This window comes from Sphingobium sp. TCM1, assembly GCF_001650725.1.
Taxonomy (GTDB): Bacteria; Pseudomonadota; Alphaproteobacteria; order Sphingomonadales; family Sphingomonadaceae; genus Sphingobium.
In genome coordinates, this window is record NZ_LXVX01000011.1 from 318,784 (window position 1) to 339,700 (window position 20,917).

The 20,917-nt window shown below is 65.7% G+C and carries 19 protein-coding genes; 10 read left to right on the forward strand and 9 right to left on the reverse strand.

Going from position 1 to position 20,917, the window contains the following annotated elements; genetic code table 11:
* Positions 1-8: 8 nt before the first annotated feature.
* From A7Q26_RS08895 to A7Q26_RS08920, 6 genes are read left to right on the forward strand one after another with little or no spacing between them, the layout of a single operon-like run.
* Positions 9-1,133, forward strand: a complete 1,125-nt coding sequence (locus tag A7Q26_RS08895; RefSeq protein WP_066859014.1) for an acyl-CoA dehydrogenase family protein — start codon at positions 9-11, stop codon at positions 1,131-1,133.
* A 12-nt stretch (positions 1,134-1,145) separates the two neighbouring features.
* Positions 1,146-2,330 (forward strand): acetyl-CoA C-acyltransferase, encoded by a 1,185-nt coding sequence (locus A7Q26_RS08900; RefSeq protein ID WP_066859015.1) that lies wholly within the window; start codon positions 1,146-1,148, stop codon positions 2,328-2,330.
* 19 nt (positions 2,331-2,349) lie between these two features.
* A complete protein-coding gene (locus A7Q26_RS08905) occupies positions 2,350-3,111 on the forward strand; it encodes an SDR family NAD(P)-dependent oxidoreductase (RefSeq protein WP_066859016.1) in 762 nt (253 codons plus the stop codon).
* Positions 3,108-3,896: an enoyl-CoA hydratase/isomerase family protein gene (locus A7Q26_RS08910; protein ID WP_066859017.1), complete on the forward strand. Its 789-nt coding sequence runs from the start codon at positions 3,108-3,110 to the stop codon at positions 3,894-3,896. Before A7Q26_RS08905 ends, A7Q26_RS08910 begins: the two co-directional genes overlap by 4 nt.
* 3 nt (positions 3,897-3,899) lie before the next feature.
* Positions 3,900-5,060 carry an acetyl-CoA C-acetyltransferase gene (locus tag A7Q26_RS08915; RefSeq protein WP_066859018.1) on the forward strand — a complete coding sequence of 387 codons (1,161 nt, stop codon included), beginning with the start codon at positions 3,900-3,902 and terminating at the stop codon, positions 5,058-5,060.
* Positions 5,060-6,055 (forward strand): NAD(P)H-dependent flavin oxidoreductase, encoded by a 996-nt coding sequence (locus A7Q26_RS08920; RefSeq protein ID WP_066859019.1) that lies wholly within the window; start codon positions 5,060-5,062, stop codon positions 6,053-6,055. The genes A7Q26_RS08915 and A7Q26_RS08920 overlap by 1 nt, the downstream gene beginning before the upstream one ends.
* 36 nt (positions 6,056-6,091) lie before the next feature.
* Here A7Q26_RS08920 and A7Q26_RS08925 read toward each other — a convergent pair whose 3' ends face one another.
* A complete protein-coding gene (locus A7Q26_RS08925; RefSeq protein ID WP_066859020.1) occupies positions 6,092-6,868 on the reverse strand; it encodes an SDR family NAD(P)-dependent oxidoreductase in 777 nt (258 codons plus the stop codon).
* Positions 6,869-7,036: 168 nt separating this feature from the next.
* Here A7Q26_RS08925 and A7Q26_RS08930 point away from each other — a divergent pair, with 168 nt between their 5' ends.
* Positions 7,037-7,945, forward strand: coding sequence for an SDR family NAD(P)-dependent oxidoreductase (locus A7Q26_RS08930; RefSeq protein ID WP_066859021.1), 909 nt, complete (start codon positions 7,037-7,039; stop codon positions 7,943-7,945).
* A gap of 25 nt (positions 7,946-7,970) precedes the next feature.
* On the opposite strand, the gene A7Q26_RS08935 is transcribed toward A7Q26_RS08930, so the two are convergent.
* From A7Q26_RS08935 to A7Q26_RS08960, 6 genes are all read right to left on the reverse strand, one after another.
* Complete coding sequence (locus A7Q26_RS08935) at positions 7,971-9,560, reverse strand: AMP-binding protein (protein WP_157102513.1); 1,590 nt, start codon at positions 9,558-9,560, stop codon at positions 7,971-7,973.
* A gap of 35 nt (positions 9,561-9,595) precedes the next feature.
* Entirely contained in the window at positions 9,596-10,153 is a 558-nt protein-coding gene (locus A7Q26_RS08940; RefSeq protein WP_066859022.1) for a nuclear transport factor 2 family protein, read from the reverse strand.
* Complete coding sequence (locus A7Q26_RS08945; protein WP_066859023.1) at positions 10,143-11,036, reverse strand: SDR family NAD(P)-dependent oxidoreductase; 894 nt, start codon at positions 11,034-11,036, stop codon at positions 10,143-10,145. The genes A7Q26_RS08940 and A7Q26_RS08945 overlap by 11 nt, the downstream gene beginning before the upstream one ends.
* Positions 11,036-11,566, reverse strand: a complete 531-nt coding sequence (locus tag A7Q26_RS08950) for a nuclear transport factor 2 family protein (protein WP_066859024.1) — start codon at positions 11,564-11,566, stop codon at positions 11,036-11,038. Before A7Q26_RS08950 ends, A7Q26_RS08945 begins: the two co-directional genes overlap by 1 nt.
* 242 nt (positions 11,567-11,808) lie before the next feature.
* Complete coding sequence (locus A7Q26_RS08955) at positions 11,809-13,410, reverse strand: family 43 glycosylhydrolase (RefSeq protein ID WP_066859025.1); 1,602 nt, start codon at positions 13,408-13,410, stop codon at positions 11,809-11,811.
* A gap of 58 nt (positions 13,411-13,468) precedes the next feature.
* Positions 13,469-16,315, reverse strand: coding sequence for a TonB-dependent receptor (locus tag A7Q26_RS08960; protein ID WP_066859026.1), 2,847 nt, complete (start codon positions 16,313-16,315; stop codon positions 13,469-13,471).
* Between the two features lie 764 nt (positions 16,316-17,079).
* Between A7Q26_RS08960 and A7Q26_RS08965 the strand changes: the two genes are divergently transcribed.
* From A7Q26_RS08965 to A7Q26_RS26310, 3 genes are read left to right on the forward strand one after another with little or no spacing between them, the layout of a single operon-like run.
* Complete coding sequence (locus tag A7Q26_RS08965) at positions 17,080-18,447, forward strand: pectate lyase family protein (protein ID WP_443018154.1); 1,368 nt, start codon at positions 17,080-17,082, stop codon at positions 18,445-18,447.
* Positions 18,444-18,842, forward strand: coding sequence for a cupin domain-containing protein (locus tag A7Q26_RS08970; protein ID WP_066859027.1), 399 nt, complete (start codon positions 18,444-18,446; stop codon positions 18,840-18,842). The genes A7Q26_RS08965 and A7Q26_RS08970 overlap by 4 nt, the downstream gene beginning before the upstream one ends.
* 13 nt (positions 18,843-18,855) lie before the next feature.
* Positions 18,856-18,996: a hypothetical protein gene (locus A7Q26_RS26310; RefSeq protein WP_084439050.1), complete on the forward strand. Its 141-nt coding sequence runs from the start codon at positions 18,856-18,858 to the stop codon at positions 18,994-18,996.
* Here the strand turns inward: A7Q26_RS26310 and A7Q26_RS08975 are convergent.
* Positions 18,958-20,514: a carboxylesterase/lipase family protein gene (locus tag A7Q26_RS08975; protein WP_066859028.1), complete on the reverse strand. Its 1,557-nt coding sequence runs from the start codon at positions 20,512-20,514 to the stop codon at positions 18,958-18,960. The two genes, A7Q26_RS26310 and A7Q26_RS08975, sit on opposite strands and share 39 nt — an antisense overlap.
* Positions 20,515-20,600: 86 nt before the next feature.
* On the reverse strand, positions 20,601-20,917 hold a 317-nt coding region (locus A7Q26_RS08980), incomplete at its 5' end, for an SDR family oxidoreductase (protein ID WP_157102506.1).

Genomic DNA, 20,917 nt, shown 5'->3' on the forward strand with positions numbered 1-20,917 from the left:
GTGAGTTTATGCTGACCGAAATTCAGCTGTCGATCCGGGACATGGTGAGAGGATTTGCGCAGGATCGGATCCGCCCCCACAGCGCCGGATTCGAGGCGGAGGGCGGCTATCCGCCCGCCCTGTTCGAGGAGATGGGCGGGCTGGGCCTGTGGGGCATGACCGCACCGGAATCCTTTGGCGGGGCGGAGGCGGATTCGGTGTCCTATGCGCTCGCGCTGATGGAGATCGCGGCGGCCGACGGCGCGCTCTCGACGATCGTGTCGATCCAGAACAGCATCATGGTCGGCGGCCTGCTCAAGGACGGCAGCCCCGCGCAACAACGGCGCTTCCTGCCCGACCTGATCGCCGGCCGGACCATCGGCGCCTTCGCCCTGACCGAAGCCGACGCCGGGTCGGACGCCGCCGCGATCCGCACTCGGGCGGAGAAGGTGGAAGGGGGCTGGCGCCTCAACGGTTCCAAGCAGTTCATCACCTCGGGCCGGATCGGCGGCCTCACCATGGTTATTGCTGTCACCGACCCGCAGGCCGGCAAGAAGGGGCTGTCCGCCTTCCTCGTCCCCACCGACCGTCCCGGCTATGTTGTCGACAAGGTCGAGCACAAGATGGGGCAGGGCGCGTCGGACACCTGTGCCCTGCGCTTCGACGATCTGTTCGTCGAGGACGACCTGCTGATCGGGGAGCCGGGGCAGGGCTATCGCATCGCACTCGCCAATCTGGAGACGGGGCGGATCGGCATCGCCGCGCAATGCGTCGGCATGGCGCAGGCCGCGCTGGAGATCGCGGTCGGCTATGCGAGGGATCGCCGCTCGATGGGCAAGGCGATCATCGATCATCAGGCGGTCGGCTTCCGCCTCGCCGACCTCGCCACCCGGCTGGAGGCTGCGCGGCAACTCGTCCTCTCCGCCGCCGCGCTCAAGGATGCAGGGCAACCCGCCCTGACCCAGGCGTCCATGGCCAAGCTCTTCGCCTCCGAAAGCGCCGAGGCAATCGTGTCCGGCGCGCTCCAGACGCTGGGCGGCTATGGCTATCTGGAGGAATATGGCGTCGCCAAAATCTACCGCGATGTGCGCGTCTGCCAGATTTACGAGGGCACATCCGACATCCAGCGCATGGTCATCGCGCGCAGTCTTTGAAGGGAATCCATCATGGAACATGATCCGGTCGTCATCGCGGGCTATGCCCGCACCCCCATGGGCGGGTTCCAGGGCGTGCTCTCGCCGCTCAAGGCCACCGATCTGGGCGCGGCGGCGGTGAAGGCGGCGGTCGCGCGCGCCGGGGTCGCCGCCGACGCGATCGACCGCATCTATATGGGCTGCGTCCTGCCTGCGGGCCTTGGTCAGGCGCCTGCGCGCCAGGCGGCGCTGGGTGCGGGCCTTGGCCTCAACACGCAAGCGACCACCGTCAACAAGATGTGCGGATCGGGGATGCAGGCGGCGATCATGGCGCACGAGGCGCTCGTCGCCGGAACCGCCGACCTGGTCGTGGCGGGCGGCATGGAAAGCATGACCAACGCCCCCTATGCCCTGCCCAAGCACCGCGCCGGCGCGCGGATCGGCCATGACAGGATCATCGACACGATGATGATGGACGGTCTGGAGGACGCCTATGAACCCGGCAAGGCGATGGGTGTCTTCGCCGAGGAGGCAGTGCGCGACTATCAGTTCACGCGCGGCGACCAGGACGACTATGCCATCCGCTCGCTCGCCCGCGCCAATGAAGCGATCGCCTCGGGCGCCTTCGCACGCGAAATCGTGCCGGTGACGGTGTCGGGCCGGGGCGGCGACAGTGTGATCGACACCGATGAGCAGCCCGGCAAGGCGCGGCCGGACAAGATACCTTCGCTCAAGCCCGCCTTCGTCAAGGACGGCACCATCACCGCCGCCAACGCCTCCTCCATCTCCGACGGCGCCGCCGCCCTGGTGATGACGCGGCAGAGCGTGGCGGACAGGCTGGGCCTGCCGGTCGTCGCCCGCGTCGTCGCCACGGCCGCCCATGCCCATGAACCTGCGAAATTCACCACCGCACCCGTCCCTGCCATGCGCAAGCTGTTGGAAAAGGCAGGCTGGTCGGTCGAGGATGTCGATCTATTCGAGGTGAACGAAGCCTTCGCCGTCGTCGCCATGATCGCCGCCCGCGAACTGGACATCCCGGCGGACAAGCTGAACGTGAACGGCGGCGCGACAGCGCTCGGCCATCCGATCGGCGCATCGGGCGCCCGCATCCTGGCGACGCTGATCGGCGCGCTGGAGCATCGGGGGCTCAAGCGCGGCGTTGCCAGCCTCTGCATCGGCGGCGGCGAGGCGACGGCCATGGCGGTCGAACTCGTCTGATTTCGGAGAGGGAAAGAACATGGACATCAAGGGACTGGCCGCCATCGTTACCGGCGGTGCTTCGGGCCTGGGCAAGGCGACGGCGCAGATGCTGGCCGCCAACGGCGCGAAGGTTACGATCTTCGACCTGAACGAGGAAGCGGGCAAGTCCGTGGCCGCCGAGATCGGAGGCGTCCATGTCGCCGTCAACGTCGCGGATGACGCCAGCGTCGCCGCCGGCCTCGACGCCGCCGAGCAGGCCCATGGCGTCGCCCGCATCCTCGTCAACTGCGCTGGCATCGCACCGGCGGTCAAGACGGTGGGGAAGGAGAATGTTGCTCATCCGCTCGACAGCTTCGCCAGGACGATCGCGGTCAATCTGGTCGGCACCTTCAACGTCATCTCCAAATTCGCCGCCCGCGCGGCGGCGGCCGACGAACTGGACGGGGAGCGCGGCGTCATCGTCAACACCGCTTCGGTCGCGGCCTATGACGGCCAGATCGGCCAGGCCGCCTATTCGGCGTCTAAGGGCGGCGTGGTCGGCATGACCCTGCCGGTTGCCCGCGACCTCGCCCAGCACAAGATCCGCGTCATGACGATCGCGCCCGGCATTTTCCTCACCCCCATGCTGGAGGCATTTCCCCAGAATGTGCAGGATGCGCTGGGCGCGCAGGTGCCGCACCCCAGCCGCCTTGGCAAGCCGGCTGAATATGCGCAACTGGTCGAATCCATCGTCCGCAATCCCATGCTCAACGGGGAAGTCATCCGTCTCGACGGCGCCATCCGCATGGCGCCCCGGTGAGCGGGGCGGGCATCGCCTTTACGGTCGAGGACGGCATCGCCCGGATCACGCTCGACCGGCCGGACGCGGGCAATGCCATCACCCTGCCGCTGGCGCAGGCGATGCTGGCGGCGGCGATCCGGTGCGAGAATGATCCCGCGGTGCGCTGTATCCTGATTACCGGCAATGGCCGCCTCTTCTGCGCGGGCGGCGATCTCCCGCTGCTCGCCGGGGCGGGCGATCGCCGCCCTGAAGTGCTGAGCGAACTTATCGCCACCCTCCATGCCGCAATCCAACGTCTCGTTCGCGGGTCCAAACCGCTGGTCACCATGGTCAACGGGCCGGCGGCTGGCGCCGGCTTCAGCCTGGCCCTGCTCGGCGACGTGGTCGTTGCTGCCCGGTCGGCGCATTTCACCGCCGCCTATGGCGCGATCGGCCTGACGGCAGATGGCGGCCTCAGCTGGCTCCTGCCGCGTCTCGTCGGGTTGCGCAAGGCGCAGGAGATCATCCTGACCAACCGCCGCATCAAGGCGGACGAGGCCGAAGCCATTGGCCTCATCACCCGCATGGTCGATGATGACGCGCTGACGGATGAAGGATTGCGCGTGGCCAGGGCGCTGGCCGACGGGCCGGTGCGCGCGCTCAGCGCCGCCCGCGCGTTGCTCTACGACAGTTTCGAGACGGGCCTTGAAACCCAGCTCGACCGGGAATTGCGGTCCATGGCGACAGCGGGCGCCGCGACCGAAAGCGAAGAGGGGCTGGCCGCGCTGCTGGAAAAGCGCAGGCCCGATTTCAGGGGAGTTTGATCCATGGCACAAGCCTATATCGTCGAAGCCGTCCGCACGCCCGGCGGCAAGCGCAAGGGTGCGCTGGCCGGCTCCCATCCGGCCGACATCGGCGCGGTCGTGCTCAATGCGCTGGTCGATCGCACCGGCGTCGATCCTGCCGCGATCGACGATGTGATCCTGGGCTGCGTCACCCAGGCGGGGGAGCAAGCCTTCGCCTTCGGCCGCAATGTCGTCCTCGCATCGAAACTGCCGCAGAGCGTTCCTGCCGTCACCATCGACAGGCAGTGCGGCTCGTCGCAACAGGCTCTGCATTTCGCGGCGCAGGCGGTCATGTCCGGCACGCAGGACCTGGTGATTGCCGCAGGGGCCGAAAGCATGACCCGCGTGCCGATGATGTCGAACTTCACCCTTCATGCCCAGGCCGGCATGGGCGATGGGCCATGGCCTCGCAGCATCCAGCAGCGCTTCGGCATCGCGGAATTCAGCCAGTTCCATGGTGCCCAGGCGATCGCCGACAAATATGGCTTCACCCGCGAGGATATGGACGGCTTCGCCATGCGCAGCCATCACAAGGCCGCTGCCGCGATCGCTGCTGGTGCCTTCGATCGGGAAATCGTGCCGGTCGAAACACTCCAGGGCCCCTTCGTCCAGGATGAGGGCGTGCGCGCCGACAGCTCGATGGAGGCGCTGGCCGGCCTCAAGACATTGGCCGAAGGCGGCACCATCACCGCAGGCAACGCCAGTCAGATGACCGACGGGGCGTCAGCCGTGCTGGTGGCCAGCGAAGCGGCGCTCAAGCGCTTCAACCTGACCCCGTTGGCGCGCATCCACAATCTTACGGTAACGGCGGGCGATCCGGTCATCATGCTTGAGGAGCCGATCCCGGCCACCCGCCGGGCGCTGGTGCGGGCAGGCCTGAAGCTGGACGATATCGACCTGTTCGAGGTCAACGAGGCCTTCGCCGCCATCCCCATGGCCTGGCTCCAGGCGATCGGCGCGGACCCGGACAAGCTCAACGTCCATGGCGGCGCGATCGCGCTCGGCCATCCGCTCGGCGCCAGCGGCACAAAGCTGATGGCGACGATGATCCACGCCCTGCGCGCGCGCGGCAAGCGCTATGGCCTGCAAACCATGTGCGAGGGCGGCGGCATCGCCAACGTCACGATCGTGGAGGCGCTCTGATGGCCCTGCGGACGCGCTTCACCGATCTTGTCGGGATCGAACATCCGATCGTCCAGGGCGGCATGATGTGGGTAGGCCGGGCCGAGCTGGCCGCCGCCGTCTCCAATGCCGGCGGGCTGGGCATGTTGACCGCGCTCACCCAGCCGACGCCGGACGACCTGCGTCGCGAAATCGACCGCTGCCGGGCGATGACCGACAAGCCCTTCGGCGTGAATCTCACCATCCTGCCCTCGGTCAGCCCGCCGCCTTATGCGGACTATCGCCGGGCGATCATCGACAGCGGCATCACCGTCGTCGAAACCGCCGGCCACAAGCCGCAGGAACATGTCGATGATTTCAAGGCACACGGGATCAAGGTGATCCACAAATGCACTGCCGTCCGCCACGCGCTGTCGGCCGAGCGGATGGGCGTGGACGCGATCTCCATCGATGGTTTCGAATGTGCGGGCCATCCGGGCGAGGATGATATTCCGGGCCTGATCCTCATTCCGGCAGCGGCCGACCATCTCAGCATCCCGATGATCGCCAGCGGCGGTTTCGGCGACGGCCGGGGCCTGGCCGCCGCGCTGGCGCTGGGCGCCGATGGCATCAACATGGGCACCCGCTTCTGCGCCACGGTGGAAGCGCCGATCCACCAGAAGGTCAAGCAGTTCCTCGTCGACAATGACGAGCGCTCGACCAACCTCATCTTCCGCAAGTTCCACAATACCGGCCGCGTCGCCAAGAACAGCGTCTCGGATCAGGTGGTGGAGATCAGCACCCGCGATGGCGCGGTATTCGAGGATATCCGGCCGCTCGTGTCGGGCCTCAAGGGGCGGCAGGCGCTCGAAAGCGGCGACATCGACGCCGGCCTGGTCTGGGCCGGCCAGGTGCAGGGGCTGATCCGCGACATCCCGACCTGCCAGGATCTGGTCGCGCGGATCGTGGCGGAGGCGGAGGACATCATCAGCGGCCGGCTCGCCGCAATGCTGGTGCGCGAACCCCAGCTCGCCTGACCGGAGACGGCGCCACCGCCGCCTCCGCGCCACCCCCTATTCGGCCTCGACCCAGGTGGAGGTGAGCGCACGCGGCGAAAGATATTTGGTCGACGTCCAGCCACCATCGACCACGATCGTCTGCCCGTTGATGAATGCGGCGCCCGGAGAACAGAGAAAGGCAATGGTGCTCGCCACATCCTCGACCTCGCCCAGGCGCGGATAGGGCGTCGTCTCCACATTCACCCGCTTGAACATCTCGTCGTCGAACCGGTGCCGCACCATGTCGGTCATGGTGACGCCCGGCGCCACGCAATTGGCGCGGATGCCGCGCGGGCCATAGTCGCAGGCGATATGCTTGGTCAGCGCGTCGAGGCCGCCCTTCGACGCCGAATAGGCGCCCCCGCGCCGGCCACCGACCACCGCATAGGTGGAGGTGACGTTCACGATGCCGCAGCCATCGCCCATATGGCCGATCACTTCGCGACAGAGGCGGAAGGGCGCGCGCAGCATCAGGTTCAGGAACGCGTCGAGTGTCGCGTCGTCGGTCTCGTGCAGGGGCTTGGGGCTGCCCGCCCCGGCATTGTTGATCAGGAAGTCGATCCGCCCGAACCGCTCCAGCGCCAGCGCTACGATCCGCGCCGGCGCATCATCATCGGTCACATCGACCGACAGCGTCGCCAGCCGCGACGGGTCGGCGATGTCCTGCTCCAGTTGCGCCAGCTTGCCGGGGTCGCGCCCGACGCCGACGATCGCCATGCCGGCATCGTGCAGCATCCTGGCCGTACATAGGCCGATGCCGCTGCCCGCCCCGGTGATGATCGCTACCTGCATCCCGCTTCCCAATCCTCTCCTGTCATGCTCCGGTCATAGCCAAAGTCGGAGGGCGGCGTGACCCTCCGGCCGCAAATGACGCGGGGGCGATGCCTGCTGGCGGGAGACTTGCCGACACGCCCGCCGGAGCGCACCGATCATGGACCTATTCATGCCAAGGAACTGTCCATGTCGCTGTTGAGATTCGATGATCGCGTGGCCGTCATCACGGGAGCGGGGCGCGGTCTGGGGCGCGCCTACGCGCTGCTGCTCGCCGAGCGCGGCGCCAGGGTGATCGTCAACGATCCGGGCGGCCTGATGAGCGGAGTGGGCGGAGATGTCGGCCCCGCCGAGGAGGTGGTCCGCGAGATCCGCGCTGCCGGGGGTGAGGCCATGGCCTGCACCGAGTCTGTCGCGACACCGCATGGGGGGCAGGCGATCATCGATGCCGCGCTCGACCAATTTGGCCGGATCGACATTCTCATCCACAATGCAGGCAATGTGCGATACGGCTCGCTCAAGGACTTGAGCCAGGAGGATTTCGACGCGGTGCTCGACGTCCATCTGCGCGGGGCCTTCCATGTCGTGCGGCCCGCCTTTCCCCGCATGTGCGCGGCGGGCTATGGCCGGGTGGTGCTGACCTCCTCGATCGGCGGCCTTTACGGTAATCATGGCGTCGTCAACTATGCGATGGCCAAGGCCGGCATGATCGGCCTCAACAATGTCGTCGCGATCGAGGGTGCGGCGGAAGGCGTCAAGTCGAACATCATCGTCCCCGGCGCGGTCACGCGCATGGCCGAGGGCATCGACGTGTCGGCCTATCCGCCCATGGGTCCGGACCTTGTCGCACCCGTCGTCGGCTGGCTGGCGCATGAAAGCTGCCCCGTCAGCGGCGAGATGCTGGTGTCGATCGCCGGGCGGGTCGCCCGCGCCTTCATCGGCGAAAGCCGGGGCGTCTACCGGCCGGGCTGGACGATCGAGGATGTCGCCGCGCAGCAGGACGGCATCTTCGACAGCGCCAATCCACTCATCTTCGGGCTGGACGGCCATGTCGATCATATCCGTTACAGTTGCGAGCGCGCGGCGCGGGGCCACTGACGCGCCTCGTCGGTGCTGAAGCGCCTCAGCCCGTCGTCAACGACGCGCGGATGGCGTGCTTCAGCACCTTTCCTGCGTCGTTCTTGGGCAGGGCATCCCACAGCGTTACCGCTTCGGGATATTTGAACCGCGCCACCCCATGGCCCGCCAGGAAGTCGCTGATTGCCGCGATGTCTGGCGTCGCCCCCGCCTGCGGCACGACCACGGCGACGGCGCGTTCGCCCGTGCGGGGATCGGGGATGCCCACGATCGCGATGTCGGCGATGTCGGGATGGCCGGCCAGCAGATCCTCTATCTCCTTGGGCGAGATATTCTCGCCGTTGCGGATGATCAGATCCTTGATCCGCCCGGTCACCACCAGATGATCGCCATCGACCCAGGCGCCCTGGTCCCCAGACCGGTAGAAGCCGTCCGCATCGAAGGCGTCCGCCTCGTCCTCCGCATGGATATAGCCGACCATCATCTGCGGCCCGCGCGCGCAAATCTCGCCCTCGGCCGACAGGCGCACGGTCGCGATGCCGGGCCGGCCGTCGGTGTCGGCCGCATGGGCCTGATCGGTGGCGTCGACCACGCCGATGGTCGTCACCGGCACTTCGGTCGAGCCATAGACGCGGCTGACGATCGCCCTGTCGAAATAGTCCGCAGCATCGCGGATCAGAGCTGGCGGCACCGAGGCGCCGCCACAGATGAACAGCTTGAGGTGGGGCAGGCGGGTGGCGGCCGCGCGGGCCGCCGTCAACAGCGTCTGGAGGAACGGTGTCGCCCCCGCCATATGGGTGCAGCGTCCCTGCACCATCTGCCGAACGGCCTCGTCTCCGTCCCATTTCTCCATCAATATCGCCGTCGTGCCGAGCATGACAGGCATCTCGAACGCATAAATGGACCCGCCGATATGGCTGATCGGGGAGGGGACGAGGAAACGGTCGCCTGGCTCCACCAACCAATGGCGGCCGATCTGCCGGATCAGCGCATTGAGCGAATTATGGCTGTGGAGCACCCCCTTGGGCCGGCCGGTGGTGCCGCTGGTGTACATCACCATCCGCACGTCGCCCGCGTCCAGTGCGGGCAGGGTGTCACCGCCCGGCGTATCCAGCAGCGCCTCGAAGTCCCCGGTCGCACCGGGTTCGCCGCGCAGAACGACGATCTCCGGCGGCTCTGCCAGATCGGCGCTCACGCGCGCCAGCATCGCGGCATAGTCATGCCCCCGGAAGCTCGCCGGAATGAAGATCATCCGGCTCCGCACATCGGCCAGGATGAAGCGCAGGTCGTGGTCGCGCAACGACGGCAGGATCGGGTTGGCGACCATGCCGGCCAGCGTCGATCCCATGTAGATGACGGCCGCCTCCCGCCAGTTGGGCAGCATGAAGGAAATGACGCTGCCGGGGGCGAAGCGAGCCAGCAGCGACCGGGCTAGGGCGCTGGCCTGAGCGAGCAGCACGGCGGCGGACAATTGGCCCATATCGTCCTGCACCAGTATCCGGTCGGGCGTGTCGATGGCGGCACGGCGCAGCGCGTCGGCGCAGGTGTCGTCCCGCCACCAGCCATCGGCTCGCGCCGCTTGGGCGAGCGCTTCGTTCCAGCGGATATTCCATCCGCTCCGCGTCGTGCGTCGCATGGTCGTGCTTTCGGTCAGGGGGGAAGCCAGAGATGTCATAGCGCCGCGTCCGGCCGCTGCCGCGCCCGCCGATTGACGAGCGGGCGCTGGTAGGAGGGATCCTCCCGCCCGCGCGCCGACACGCCATTGGCGGCGATGTCGGGCACATCGGCGAAGGGAATGGCGACGGCGGGAGGCATCACCGACCATTCGATGACATTGACCCGCAGCGTGATCCGCCATGCGCCGTCGCGCCGCTCGAAGCGGTCGATATAGCGTCCCCCGGCCATGATGACGCTGTCGTCGCGGTTGCGGCCGATGAACTGATAATAGGTTTCGCCATGGGCCGTGTCGCCGTCCACGTCGATGCTCGACTGGAGCAGGACGTGATGGGTCAGGCTCTGGGCCTGGTCATGCAGGGGCATGGCCCAGTCCCAGCAATCGGCCGCGCTGCCGACGAAGGGACCGGCCGCGATCTCCGCATCGGCATGAAAGGCGGACAGATAGGCGTCGCGATCGAACCGGTCCATGCCCCGGCAGAAGCGGGCAAGGCAGTCCGCGATCGCCTGCCGGTCGATCAGGCCGGCCAGCCGGGTGTCCAGTTCATTGCCCATGACGGCCGGCCCCTGCGATTGGGCCCCAGATGGGGGCGCCCCTGGTCGCCCGCGCCGACGGAATGACCGCGCCGTCAATGTCGACGATGCCATAATGCCGGGCCAGTTCGGCGGTGATATATTCGCCCCCCGACCGCTGCATGATGTCGGGGTCTGCGGCCAGCGCCGCGATCACCCGGCCGGGATGCTCGACCGAGCTGCCTTGCTGGCTGGTGATCGATTGCGTCATCCGTTCCCCCATCCTGGCGAGGTTGTCGCGCGCCTTCTCGGTCAGGGTCAGCCCCTGCCACAGCGTCAGCGACGCGACATTGTGCGGCGCCAGCTCGATCGCCATGTCCCGCGCCATGCGGTCGACCGCCGACTTGGCGGTGCCGAACACCACGCCATAGGTATAGGTCACGGCGGCGAAGCCCGAGATGGCAACGATCAGTCCCGACCGCTGCGGCGCCATGATGCGCGCCGCATGCCAGGCGGCGACAAAGTTGGAGCGGACGCCGACATCCCACATTTCCAGGTTGGACAGCGGCTTTTCCCAGAAGGACTTGGGTTCGATCAGATCGTCCGACAGCAGGAAGGCATTGTTGACCAATATGTCTAGCCGCCCCTGTTCCGCCTCGATCCGCTCGAACAGAGCCGCAACCGCCGCATCGTCGCCATGGTCGCAGACCGCCGCGATGCCGCGACCGCCGCTGGCCTGTCCCCGCTCGGTACATTGCTGGGCGGTTTCGCCGACCGTGCCCGGCAGATAATAATCACCCGGATTGACCGTCCGGCCAGTGACATAGACGGTGGCCCCCTGCTCGGCGAGGACCAGCGCGATGCCCCGGCCGATGCCCCGGCTCGCGCCGGTGACAAGCGCGACCTTGCCCGACAGCGGGCCCATCAGGCGTGCCCTTGGGCGAAGAAGGCGACACTGGCGTCGCGCCGGGCATCACCCGCATGGCGATCTGCCGGGAAGGGGAGGCCCATCAGCCCCTTGGACCAGTCGGCCGCCTCGCCCCAGTCGCAGCACCAGTCATACAGCATGATCCGGGTGGCGATGCGCCAGTTCCCACCACGTTCCTCCAGCAGATCCAGATAACGGCCGCCGATCACCTTGTCCCGATCGCCCGCGCCCATGTCGACGCGATGATAGGAGAGGACATGTGTTTCGGCCCTGGCCTTGCTGCCCGCCAGTTCGACATGGCTCTGGCCCAATATATGCTGGGTGTTGGCAATGGCGTCGGAACCGGGGACTACCCACGCCAGATAGTCGGCAAAATCGCCGGCCCGCACGCCGTAGTCATAGCGCGCATCCGGCCACCAGCAGGACCGGATCAGGCCGGCGTCACGCCGATCTTCGCCGCGCGCAAGCCGCGCCAGGCAATCGCCAATCCGCGCCCGCGCCAACAAGGCTGCAACGCTTCCGTCCATCGCTCCGGTCTCCCATTCCGCTCGGTTTCCCCGAACCGTCGGACGACGCTATCAGCCGATGGGCCGAAGCGAACAGGGCCAACCCGCATGTTCCGGCACATACCACGGGGGCGATATGGACTAATATTCGATAATATATATTATGTTAAATCCCGTCACGCCGTACAATGGCGTTCAGCTGTCCAGATCGCTGTCGGCTTTCGCTACCACGCCACTGGTTCTCCCCCGCAACCAGCCAGTCGTCACAGCGCGCGAAAGCGGAAATCGCGGAAGCGTGCCTCGCCGGTCCCGGCAGCATAGAGACCCGGCCGCAGCATCAGGAAACCGCCGCGGACATTATGATGATAGCCCGACACTTCCATCCCCCGGTCGAACCGGCGCCAGGTCCGCCCGCCGTCCCCGCTCAGATGATAGGAAATGATATGGTGATGGTTTATGACCTTCATGGTCAGCCGGCGACCATGGGGGTTGGCGGGCCGTCCTCTCTCCATCCCATATTGATGGGTGACGAAGCGCGTCTCGTCAAAGCCCAGGCCGCAATAGAGCTTGTCGTCGTAGAAGAGCAGCAACCCCGCCGTTCCGCCCGGCGCGATCTCGATATCGCACTGGAATTCATAGGCTGGGTCACCCGCGATCAATAGCAGCGGGGAGGAATCGACCGGTGCGGTGCCCCGTCCCTTGAGCACCAGCGCGCCCTTCTCCGCCCGCGCCCGGCTTGCTTCGTCCGGATCCGGGCGAAAGAAATTCCACTTCGCGCCCAGCTTCAGGTCGTGGAAATCGTCCGACAGCGCCATCCCATGGGGTAAGGCTTGCCCGCCGCGGGGCTTGGGCAGCGGCTGCGACAGGTCGCCGCCGGTCATGCGGAACCAGCCGTCCGCCGTCCATTCGACGGGATCGAGCAGTGTCTGCCGGCCCAGCGTCCAGAGACCATTTTCATAGCCGTGATAGAGCGCCCACCAACTCCCGTCCGGCGCCTCGACCAGGCTGGCATGACCGCGCGACCACCAGCGTTCGTCCAGCCGCTCGGTCCGCACCAGCGGATTGCCCGGATGCTGTTCCCAAGGTCCGTGGATGGAGCGCGACCGCGCCGCGATCACCATATGTCCGGTCGGCGGCCCAGCGGTGCCGCCCACCGCCGTCAGCATGTAGAACCAGTCACCATGCCGGTGGATCTTCGGGCCCTCGGGCGAAAATCCTTCCACATCCCACGTGTCGGGATAGCGCCAGGGATCATAGACATGCTCGACTTCGCCCACGGTCGACAGCCCGTCATCGGACAGGCGGATGCGGTCACCGCCGGACAGGAACAGCCAGCGGCTGCCATCCTCGCCCACCGCATGGCATGGATCGATATGCGCGGGCAGTTTCAGGTCGATCGGGTCGCTCCAGGGTCCGTCGATGCTATCGGCATGAATGACGAAGATGCTGTTCGGACTCGCCTTCACCGGAATGTATAGGAAATAGCGACCCTCATGCTTTTCCAGGCTGACAGCCCAGACCGACCCGATATTCTTTGTCAACGCGGCCTTGCGCGGTTGCCAGTTGATGAGGTCGCGGCTGTGCCAGATGGTGATGCCGGGATAGGAATCGAAGGTGGAGAAGGTCATGTAATAATCCGCGCCGTCCTTCAGGATGGCGGGATCAGGCCGGTCGCCGGAAATCAGGGGATTGAGGAAACGCCCGTCGCCAAGGTCGGCGATACGCTGATTGTCCGGTCCGCGTTTCCACTCGACCGCAAGGCGTGATGAAGGTCCGGACGACGCCATCACCGTTCTGCTATGCCCCAGCGCAAGGGCGCTGCCCGCCAAGGCTCCGGTCATCGCATCGCGGCGGCTGATGGTCATGATCTCTCCTGAATGGAAAATGCCGGACCGCCCGTGCAGAGGCGGCCCGGCCGAGCAGTTACAGCTTGAACCGTGCACCCAGCTGGATGGTGCGGCCGAAATGCAGCTGCTCATAATTGCGATTGGCGTCCTGGTCGGTGTAGCGGTCGCGATAGTCGTCGGTCAGGTTGATGCCTTCCAGCGACAATTCGATCCAGTCGGTCAGCTTGTACCGGACAGATGCGTCGACGTTGATCGTGCTGTTATAGCCTTCGAACACATTGCCGGTTCCGCTGTTCTGGTCGATATATTTGCTGCGATAGCTGGCGGAAACGCGTGCCGAGAATTTCGCATCCTCATAATAGAGCGTACCGTTGAACGCCCTCTTCGAGAGTCCGAACAGGGTCGCGTTGCGCACCGCCGCGACATTGCCGCCACCCGGCACGATTGCCGGACCCGAGACGGTATAGTCCGCACTCGAATCCACGAAGGTCGCATTCAGGATACCGCCGAAGCGCGACAGGAAACCGGGCAGGAAGGTGAAGGGTGCCTGGACCGCCACCTCTATGCCTTTGAGGCTCGCGCCAGTGCCGTTGACGATCGTGCTGATCGCCCAGCCTTCCGCCCGCTCGGGCTGGATCGCCGCTGGCGAACTGGGCGGGATGACAGACAGCGGCAGGCCGGTCGATGCGAATGTCCCGGTGATCGTCTGGCTGATCGGGAAGCTCTGCACATCCTTCTTGAAGGCCGCGACCGAGAATACCGACTGGGGCGCGAAATACCATTCGATCGCCAGATCATAGGCAGTCGCACGGAAAGGATCGAGGAAGGGGTTGCCGAAGCTGACGCGATAGTTGAAGCCGTCGACCGACCCGCCCGGCGTAAGGTTGCCGAGCGACGGACGGGTCATCACGTCTGCAACCGATGCGCGGATGATGATGTCGCGATGGGGGAACAGCGCAACGTTCACCGCCGGCAACCAATCCTCATAGGATCGGGATACGCCGACCAGCTGGCCATTGTTGAGGCCCGTCGAACTCTGCTCGGTCCTGACGTAGCGGATGCCGGCATTTGCCGCATATTCAAGCCCGAAAATGTCGCCCTTGGCATCGAACTGGATGTAGCCGCCCTTGGTCTTTTCCACCACGCCGCGGGTGTTGCCCGCGTCTACAGTCAGCGCCCGCTCGTAAAGATTGGTATAGTCCGTCCCTGTCGCCAGATTGGGGATCAGCCACTGGGTGGTCGTCCCCGCCGGAGCGCCCGCGCCCTTCAGGGTAAACAACTCGGCGAGTTGCGAGGTGACCGGCAAGCCATAAACGGCAGTCGGGCCGAAGAGGCTGCTCGGCGAGCAGTTCACGGTGCCTAGCACCCGGTCGACACCACCATTACCGCACACCACCGTGTCGCGGGTGAAACCTTCGGTGTCGAACGAGAAGCGGCGATAAACTGCGCCCGCCTTAACCGTGAAGCCGTCGGTCACGTCCCATTCGGTGCGCAGCTGCGCGGTGCGGAATTTGTTGACGGTCGAGGAGGGCCGATCACGGATCTCCGCCAGCTGGAAATTTGCGGGATCGGTGACGCTGGTGCCGAAGGTCAGCACCGGGCGACGCATGTTGCTGTAGTCGTAGCTATAGCCCTGCGCGTCGCGATCATCGAACACCAGGGTTGTCTCCACCGGGATCGACGCATCCGACTTGGAAAAGCCGCCCAGCAGGGTGAAGCGGAAGCTGTCGCTCACATCCTGGTCCCAGGTCGCGCCCAACTGGTAGAATTTGGTCTGCGACTTGCGCAGATAATGTTCGGTCCGGACCCAGGCGTCGTTCAGCGTCGCCGACACCATATTGTTGTTGCTGTCATAAACCGGGTCCACCACGTCGATCGAGCGCTCGTTGGAGCGCAGCAGGACCTCGCCCCATTTCTCCTCGCGCGTCTCGCGGAAGCGCGAGAATAGCCCGTCGATCGAAATCTTTGTCGCATCCGAAGGCGCCCACTGGATCGATCCGGTCACACCGATGCGTTCACGTTCCTGCGCGATCTCGCCGTAGCGCGGAATGCGCGGGTGGAAGGCGAGCGCCGCGTCGTTGCAGGCCGCGCTCGGCACATAGGCGCCGCCGCTGTTCTGCGTGGTGAAACAGCGGGTGCCATCGACGCTGTCGAACCGCGCCTGCGACCAGCGCACCGTGTTATTGCCCATCTGGAGCGTGTCGAGCTTGGAATAGGCACCCGACAGCGACACGCCCCATTGTCCGTCCGGCGACTTCCAGGACAGCAGGCCCGCAAGGCGTGGCCCCCATTTCTTGCTGAGGTCATTATAGGAGCCTGTCGCCGATCCGACGAACGTGAAACCGTCCTTACCGGCCAGAGGATTGCCAGTGTTAAGGTCCACGACAGCGCCCAGCGAGCCTTCGTCCAGCGAGGCTTCGGCGGTCTTGTGGACCACCAGCGAACTGAACAGTTCGGATGCGAAGACATTGAAATCGAATGCACGATCGCGGTTCGAGCTGGCGCCATCGGTCGAAGTTGCGACCGTTTCCAATCCATTGACACGGACGCGGGTGAATTGCGCACCCAGGCCGCGTACCGTGATGGCCCGCCCCTCGCCACCGTCGCGTTGAATCGAGATGCCGGGAATGCGCTGCAACGACTCCGCCAGATTCTGATCGGGGAATTTGGCGATATCCTCGGCCACGATCGCATCGACCGACCCGACTGTCTGGCGCTTGAGATTGATAGCCGCGCCCAGCGACTGCCGGAAACCGGTGACGACAATGTCGGCGACCTCGCCCTCCGCCGCGTCCTGTGGCTGCGGGGCAGCCGCATCCTGGGCCAGGGCGCCGCTCGAAAGGGTCATGACCATCGCGGCGAAGGATGCCCCCGCCAACCAGCGCCGCGCCGCAAATTTGTCCTGCTGAATCTGCACGTTCATCCACTCCCTTCCCAAATCTCCACCCTGCGATCCGGCGCAGGCGGGTTTCCGGGCTATCCCCGGCCGGGAGGAGTGCGCCTCACTGTGGCCGCAACCTCCCCCAGCCCGCGCGCCGCCAGCTATAGCTGGTCGTCAGCACACCGCGGAAACCGGTGTCATAAATGCGCCCAACACAAAAGCCTGTCAATATGCTGCTGCATTCATGAAACCGAACCAGATCGGAACGGCATGTAGGCATCTGAGATAAATGGAATTATTTTAAGGCAGGCTTTGCGAAGGCGGTGCTATGGCCGCCCGCTCCGCGCTTTTAACCACAATCGTGAACGCCTTGGTTGAGGCGTCTCGGTTGCACCGCCGTGTTCGTTGATCGGCATCCATGATGGGCGGTGCGGGCCGGTGACGTATCTTGCCGAAACGATGGTCGCACACAGCCGGATCCCGGCCTGTCTCATTGATCGATAATCCAATGTCGAGCGGGCGGTCTGTAATGAGAACGGGGAGTGGCGAGACCGCGCCGGGAGCAAGAGCAGGGATTGCCTGCCCTCATCATCTACCAGCGCCCAGTCATCTGGGGCGTTCAAGATCAGATGAATGGCTCAGTCAGACACCGGTGTCAGAAAAGGTTGCAACGGCCGAAGCGGGATGCCAAGATTGCGGACGAGAGGAGAATGAAACTGATGGCGCATCCCCTGTTGCCGGATATGGCCTTGCCTGCCAATGTCGCCCGGTCCCCAAGGCTGTTCCGCCTGCCCCTGCTGACCGCGATGCTGGTCATGGCCGTCCCATCGGCTACCGCCGCTTCCGCTCGGCAGGATTCCTCCCCCATCGCCTTCCCCGGCGCTGTCGGCTGGGCGGCAACGACGCCCGGCGGACGCGGCGGGCGCATCATCCGCGTCACCAGCCTCGCCCCCGACGGGCCCGGCAGCTTCAAGGCCGCGATCGAGGCGAAGGGACCACGCATCATCGTGTTCGAGGTGGCCGGTGTCATCGACATGGGGCGCCAGACGTTGAAGATCAGCGAACCCCATGTCACCATCGCTGGCCAGACCGCGCCCTCGCCCGGCATCACGCTCATCAAGACCGGCATCGACATTGCAACCCATGATGTCGTCGTTCGCCATATCCGCGTCCGCACCGGCGTCGATGGCCAGCCGAAACTGAGCGGCTGGGAAGCGGACTCGCTCTCGACTGTGGGCGCCCATAATGTGATCATCGACCATTGCAGTTTCACTTGGGCGATCGACGAGAATATGTCGGCCTCCGGTCCCCGTTTCGAGGGCAGGACACCGGAGGAGTGGCGGCAGAATACCAGCCACGCCATCACCTTCTCCTATAATATCGCGGCAGAAGGGCTGGCCAACGCCAGCCACCCCAAGGGCGAGCATAGCAAGGGTACGCTGATCCACGACAACGCCAGCGAAATTCTCATCTACCGCAATCTCTACGCGCATAATGTCGAACGCAACCCGCTGGTCAAGGGCGGCGGCCAGGTGGAACTGGTCAACAATATCCTCTATGATCCCGGCGAACGGGCGCTCCATTACAACCTGATGGCACTCGAATGGGGCGAGCATCCCTACCAGACCGGCAAGATCTCGGCCGTGGGCAATGTCATGCGCGGCGGCGTATCGACTGCCCAGGGCCTCCCGTTCCTGACGCTGGGCGGCGACGGCGACCTCGATTATCACGGCAAGGATAATATCGCCGTGGACAGGTTCGGCCAGCCGCTCCCGATGTTCGGTCGTTATGGCGAAACCCGTGCCAGGCTCAACCAACTGCCCGCCCCGCCGGTCTGGTGGCCCGGCACACAGGTTCTGCCGGTGCGCGAAGTTGAAACCCATGTCCTTGCCCACGCCGGCGCCCGCCCCTGGGATCGCGACGCCGACGATCTGCGCGTCCTCTTCTTCGTGGCCGAGGGACGCGGCGAGATTATCGACGATGAACGGCAAGTGGGCGGCTATCCCAAGATGGCGCAGACCCGTGCGCCCTTTGTCGAGGCCGATTGGGATCTCGACACGATGGAGCCGAAGTCGGGCCGCTATCCTGGCCAGAAGTCGGAAAAAATCGCCGAGCATCTGTCCGATCGCGACAAGATGATGCGGCAGGGAGAACAGGCAGGAGATCGGAAATGAGCATGATGCCCCTCCTCATGGCTGCGGCTGCCGCGTCCGGCGCGCCGCCGATGGCCGTGATCGATGAGAACAGCGTCCGCCGCGACGAGCAGACGCCTCACGGCCGGATCGGCATGAGCACCGCCTATCGCATCAGCGATGCCGTGCCCCAGCCGCGCCGCATGGAATTTCGCAAGCGCATCCTCCATATCGGCGCTGCGATCGGCCTCCATCCCATAGCCCATGACGAGGTCTATTATGTCCTCTCTGGCACCGGGGACGTCACCTCCGACGGGGAAACCCGGGCGCTGAAGCCGGGCATGGCCGCATATCTCTATGACGGTGCGGTGGTCGGGATCAGGCAGACCGGGCAGGAACCGCTGGCGCTGATCATCGCCTATCCGGTGAAGGAGTAGGCCACGCCACGACTTGTCCACCGGTTCGTTTGCGGCAGAGCGTGGGCGGCGCTTTTATCTTGCTCGCCATCCCCGCAGATGCGGGACTTGTGCGAAAGGAAGGCACTGTCGCCTGTCAACTGCCCGGCTGGATATAGGGCACGCGCGCGAATAATGCGCGCTCCCACCCACGCGGGTTCTCTACTATTCGACTTTCGACGTCGAAGAGCATCGTGGTCCGCCGATCGAGCCGATATTGGGGCCAGGCCTCCATGCCCGGCCCGTTGGGATCGCCGTCCCGGGCAAAAGCCAGGAAGCGCGACATCATCGCCATGGACGCGGCCCGCGCTGCGGCGCCCGTACCGGTAAACGAGCCCGGCGCATCCAGCGTGCCGAAGGCCAATGCTATGTCCATGGTATGCGGCGCACCGCGCTTGGGTTGTGTCGGCGACTGGAAATCGACTTGATAGACCCAGGTCGGCGCCTCTGCCCGCGCCCGCGCCTCGGCCTCGATCACCTGTCCCGGCCAGCTTCGCCCGGCCGTGGTCGCGGCATAGAAAATGCGCTCGGCCGACCAGTCGGGATAATGCGCTCGATATTGTGACACAATCCATTCGGGCGACAGGTCCACGCGCAATTCCCCCGCCATCCGCTCAGCAAGGTTGCTCCAATCCAGCCCATGCAGCAGCGGCCCGTCAGGATCAATGAACGCCCGGGTCTCGTCCAATGTGTTGCCCAGCATCATCGGGATCGCATTGCCCTGCGGCGCGGCGTCTGGCCAGAAAGGGTGCCGGGCCAGCCAGCGCATGTCGAGCACTGGCCCCATATAGACGTCTCCGCCCAGGATCGGGTCTTCCGCCCCAAGCCCCTCGATCAGCCGCTCGACCGGCAGCGTCAGCAGGGGTTCGAGATTGCCGGGTGACAGGCCCAGCCTGTCCAGATAGGCGGCGGTACGGCGGGACGCATTGATCGGGCCGCTCGCCGTCACCTGCTGGCCGCTCATGGTAACGGCGCGATGGAACAGCCCCTTGGCAGCGGGCATCGCCATCATCGTGGCGATCTTCGCCCCGCCGCCAGACTGGCCGAAGACGAGCACATTGGCCGGATCGCCTCCAAAGGCCGCGATATTGTCCCGCACCCAGCGCAGAGCCAGGATCAGGTCCAACTGCCCCGCATTGCCGCTGTCGGCAAAGCGAGGGTCGAGCCGCGCAAGATAGAGATAGCCCAGCGCATTGAGGCGATGGTTGACCGTCACCACCACCACATCGCGGGCGGCCAGATGTCGTCCGTCATTGAGCGGGTCGACCACACTGCCGTTAGCATAGGCCCCGCCGTGGATGTAGAGCAGGACTGGCCGCCGGGCGCCCGGCTCCCTCCCCGGCGTCCAGATGTTGAGGAACTGGCAATCCTCGCTGGTGGCGTCCTGCTTCGCCTTTTGCGGACAGGAGGGCGCGAAGCGGGTAGCCGGCACGATGCCCCGCCAGGGTGTTGGCGCAACCGGCGCACGAAACCGGTGGAACGCAGTGTTCTGCCCGTAGCGTACCCCGCGAAACACCTGTAGCCCGCTTTCGCGCGTTCCCTGGATGCGCCCGTTCCGCGTCGCAACCACAGGATCGCCCTTCTCTGCCCAGGCGGGCGAGGACGCCAGGACCAGCCCCGCGCCGATCATAGTTCGCCTGTCGATTGCGGGCATCGATCCTCTCCTGTGGGGTGCGGGAGGGTTTGCCCCTCCTCCGGCCAATCAGCGCTTCCGGTCAACGCCGGCAGCACACAGTCCAGTCAGCGCGCGAGCCATCCGCCGTCGACGGCGAGGATATGGCCGTGGATATAGTTGGCGGCGGCGGAGGCGAGGAACACGGCGGCCCCGCCGATGTCGCCGGGATCGCCCCAGCGGCCGGCGGGGATGCGTTCCTGGATCTGGCGGTTGCGGGCCTCGTCGGCCTGCAAGGCGGCGGTGTTGTTGGTGGCGATATAGCCCGGCGCGATGGCGTTGACGTTGACGCCCTTTGCCGCCCACTCGTTCGCCAGCAGCTTGGTGAGGCCCGCGATCCCGCTCTTGGACGCGGTGTAGCTGGGCACGCGGATGCCGCCCTGGA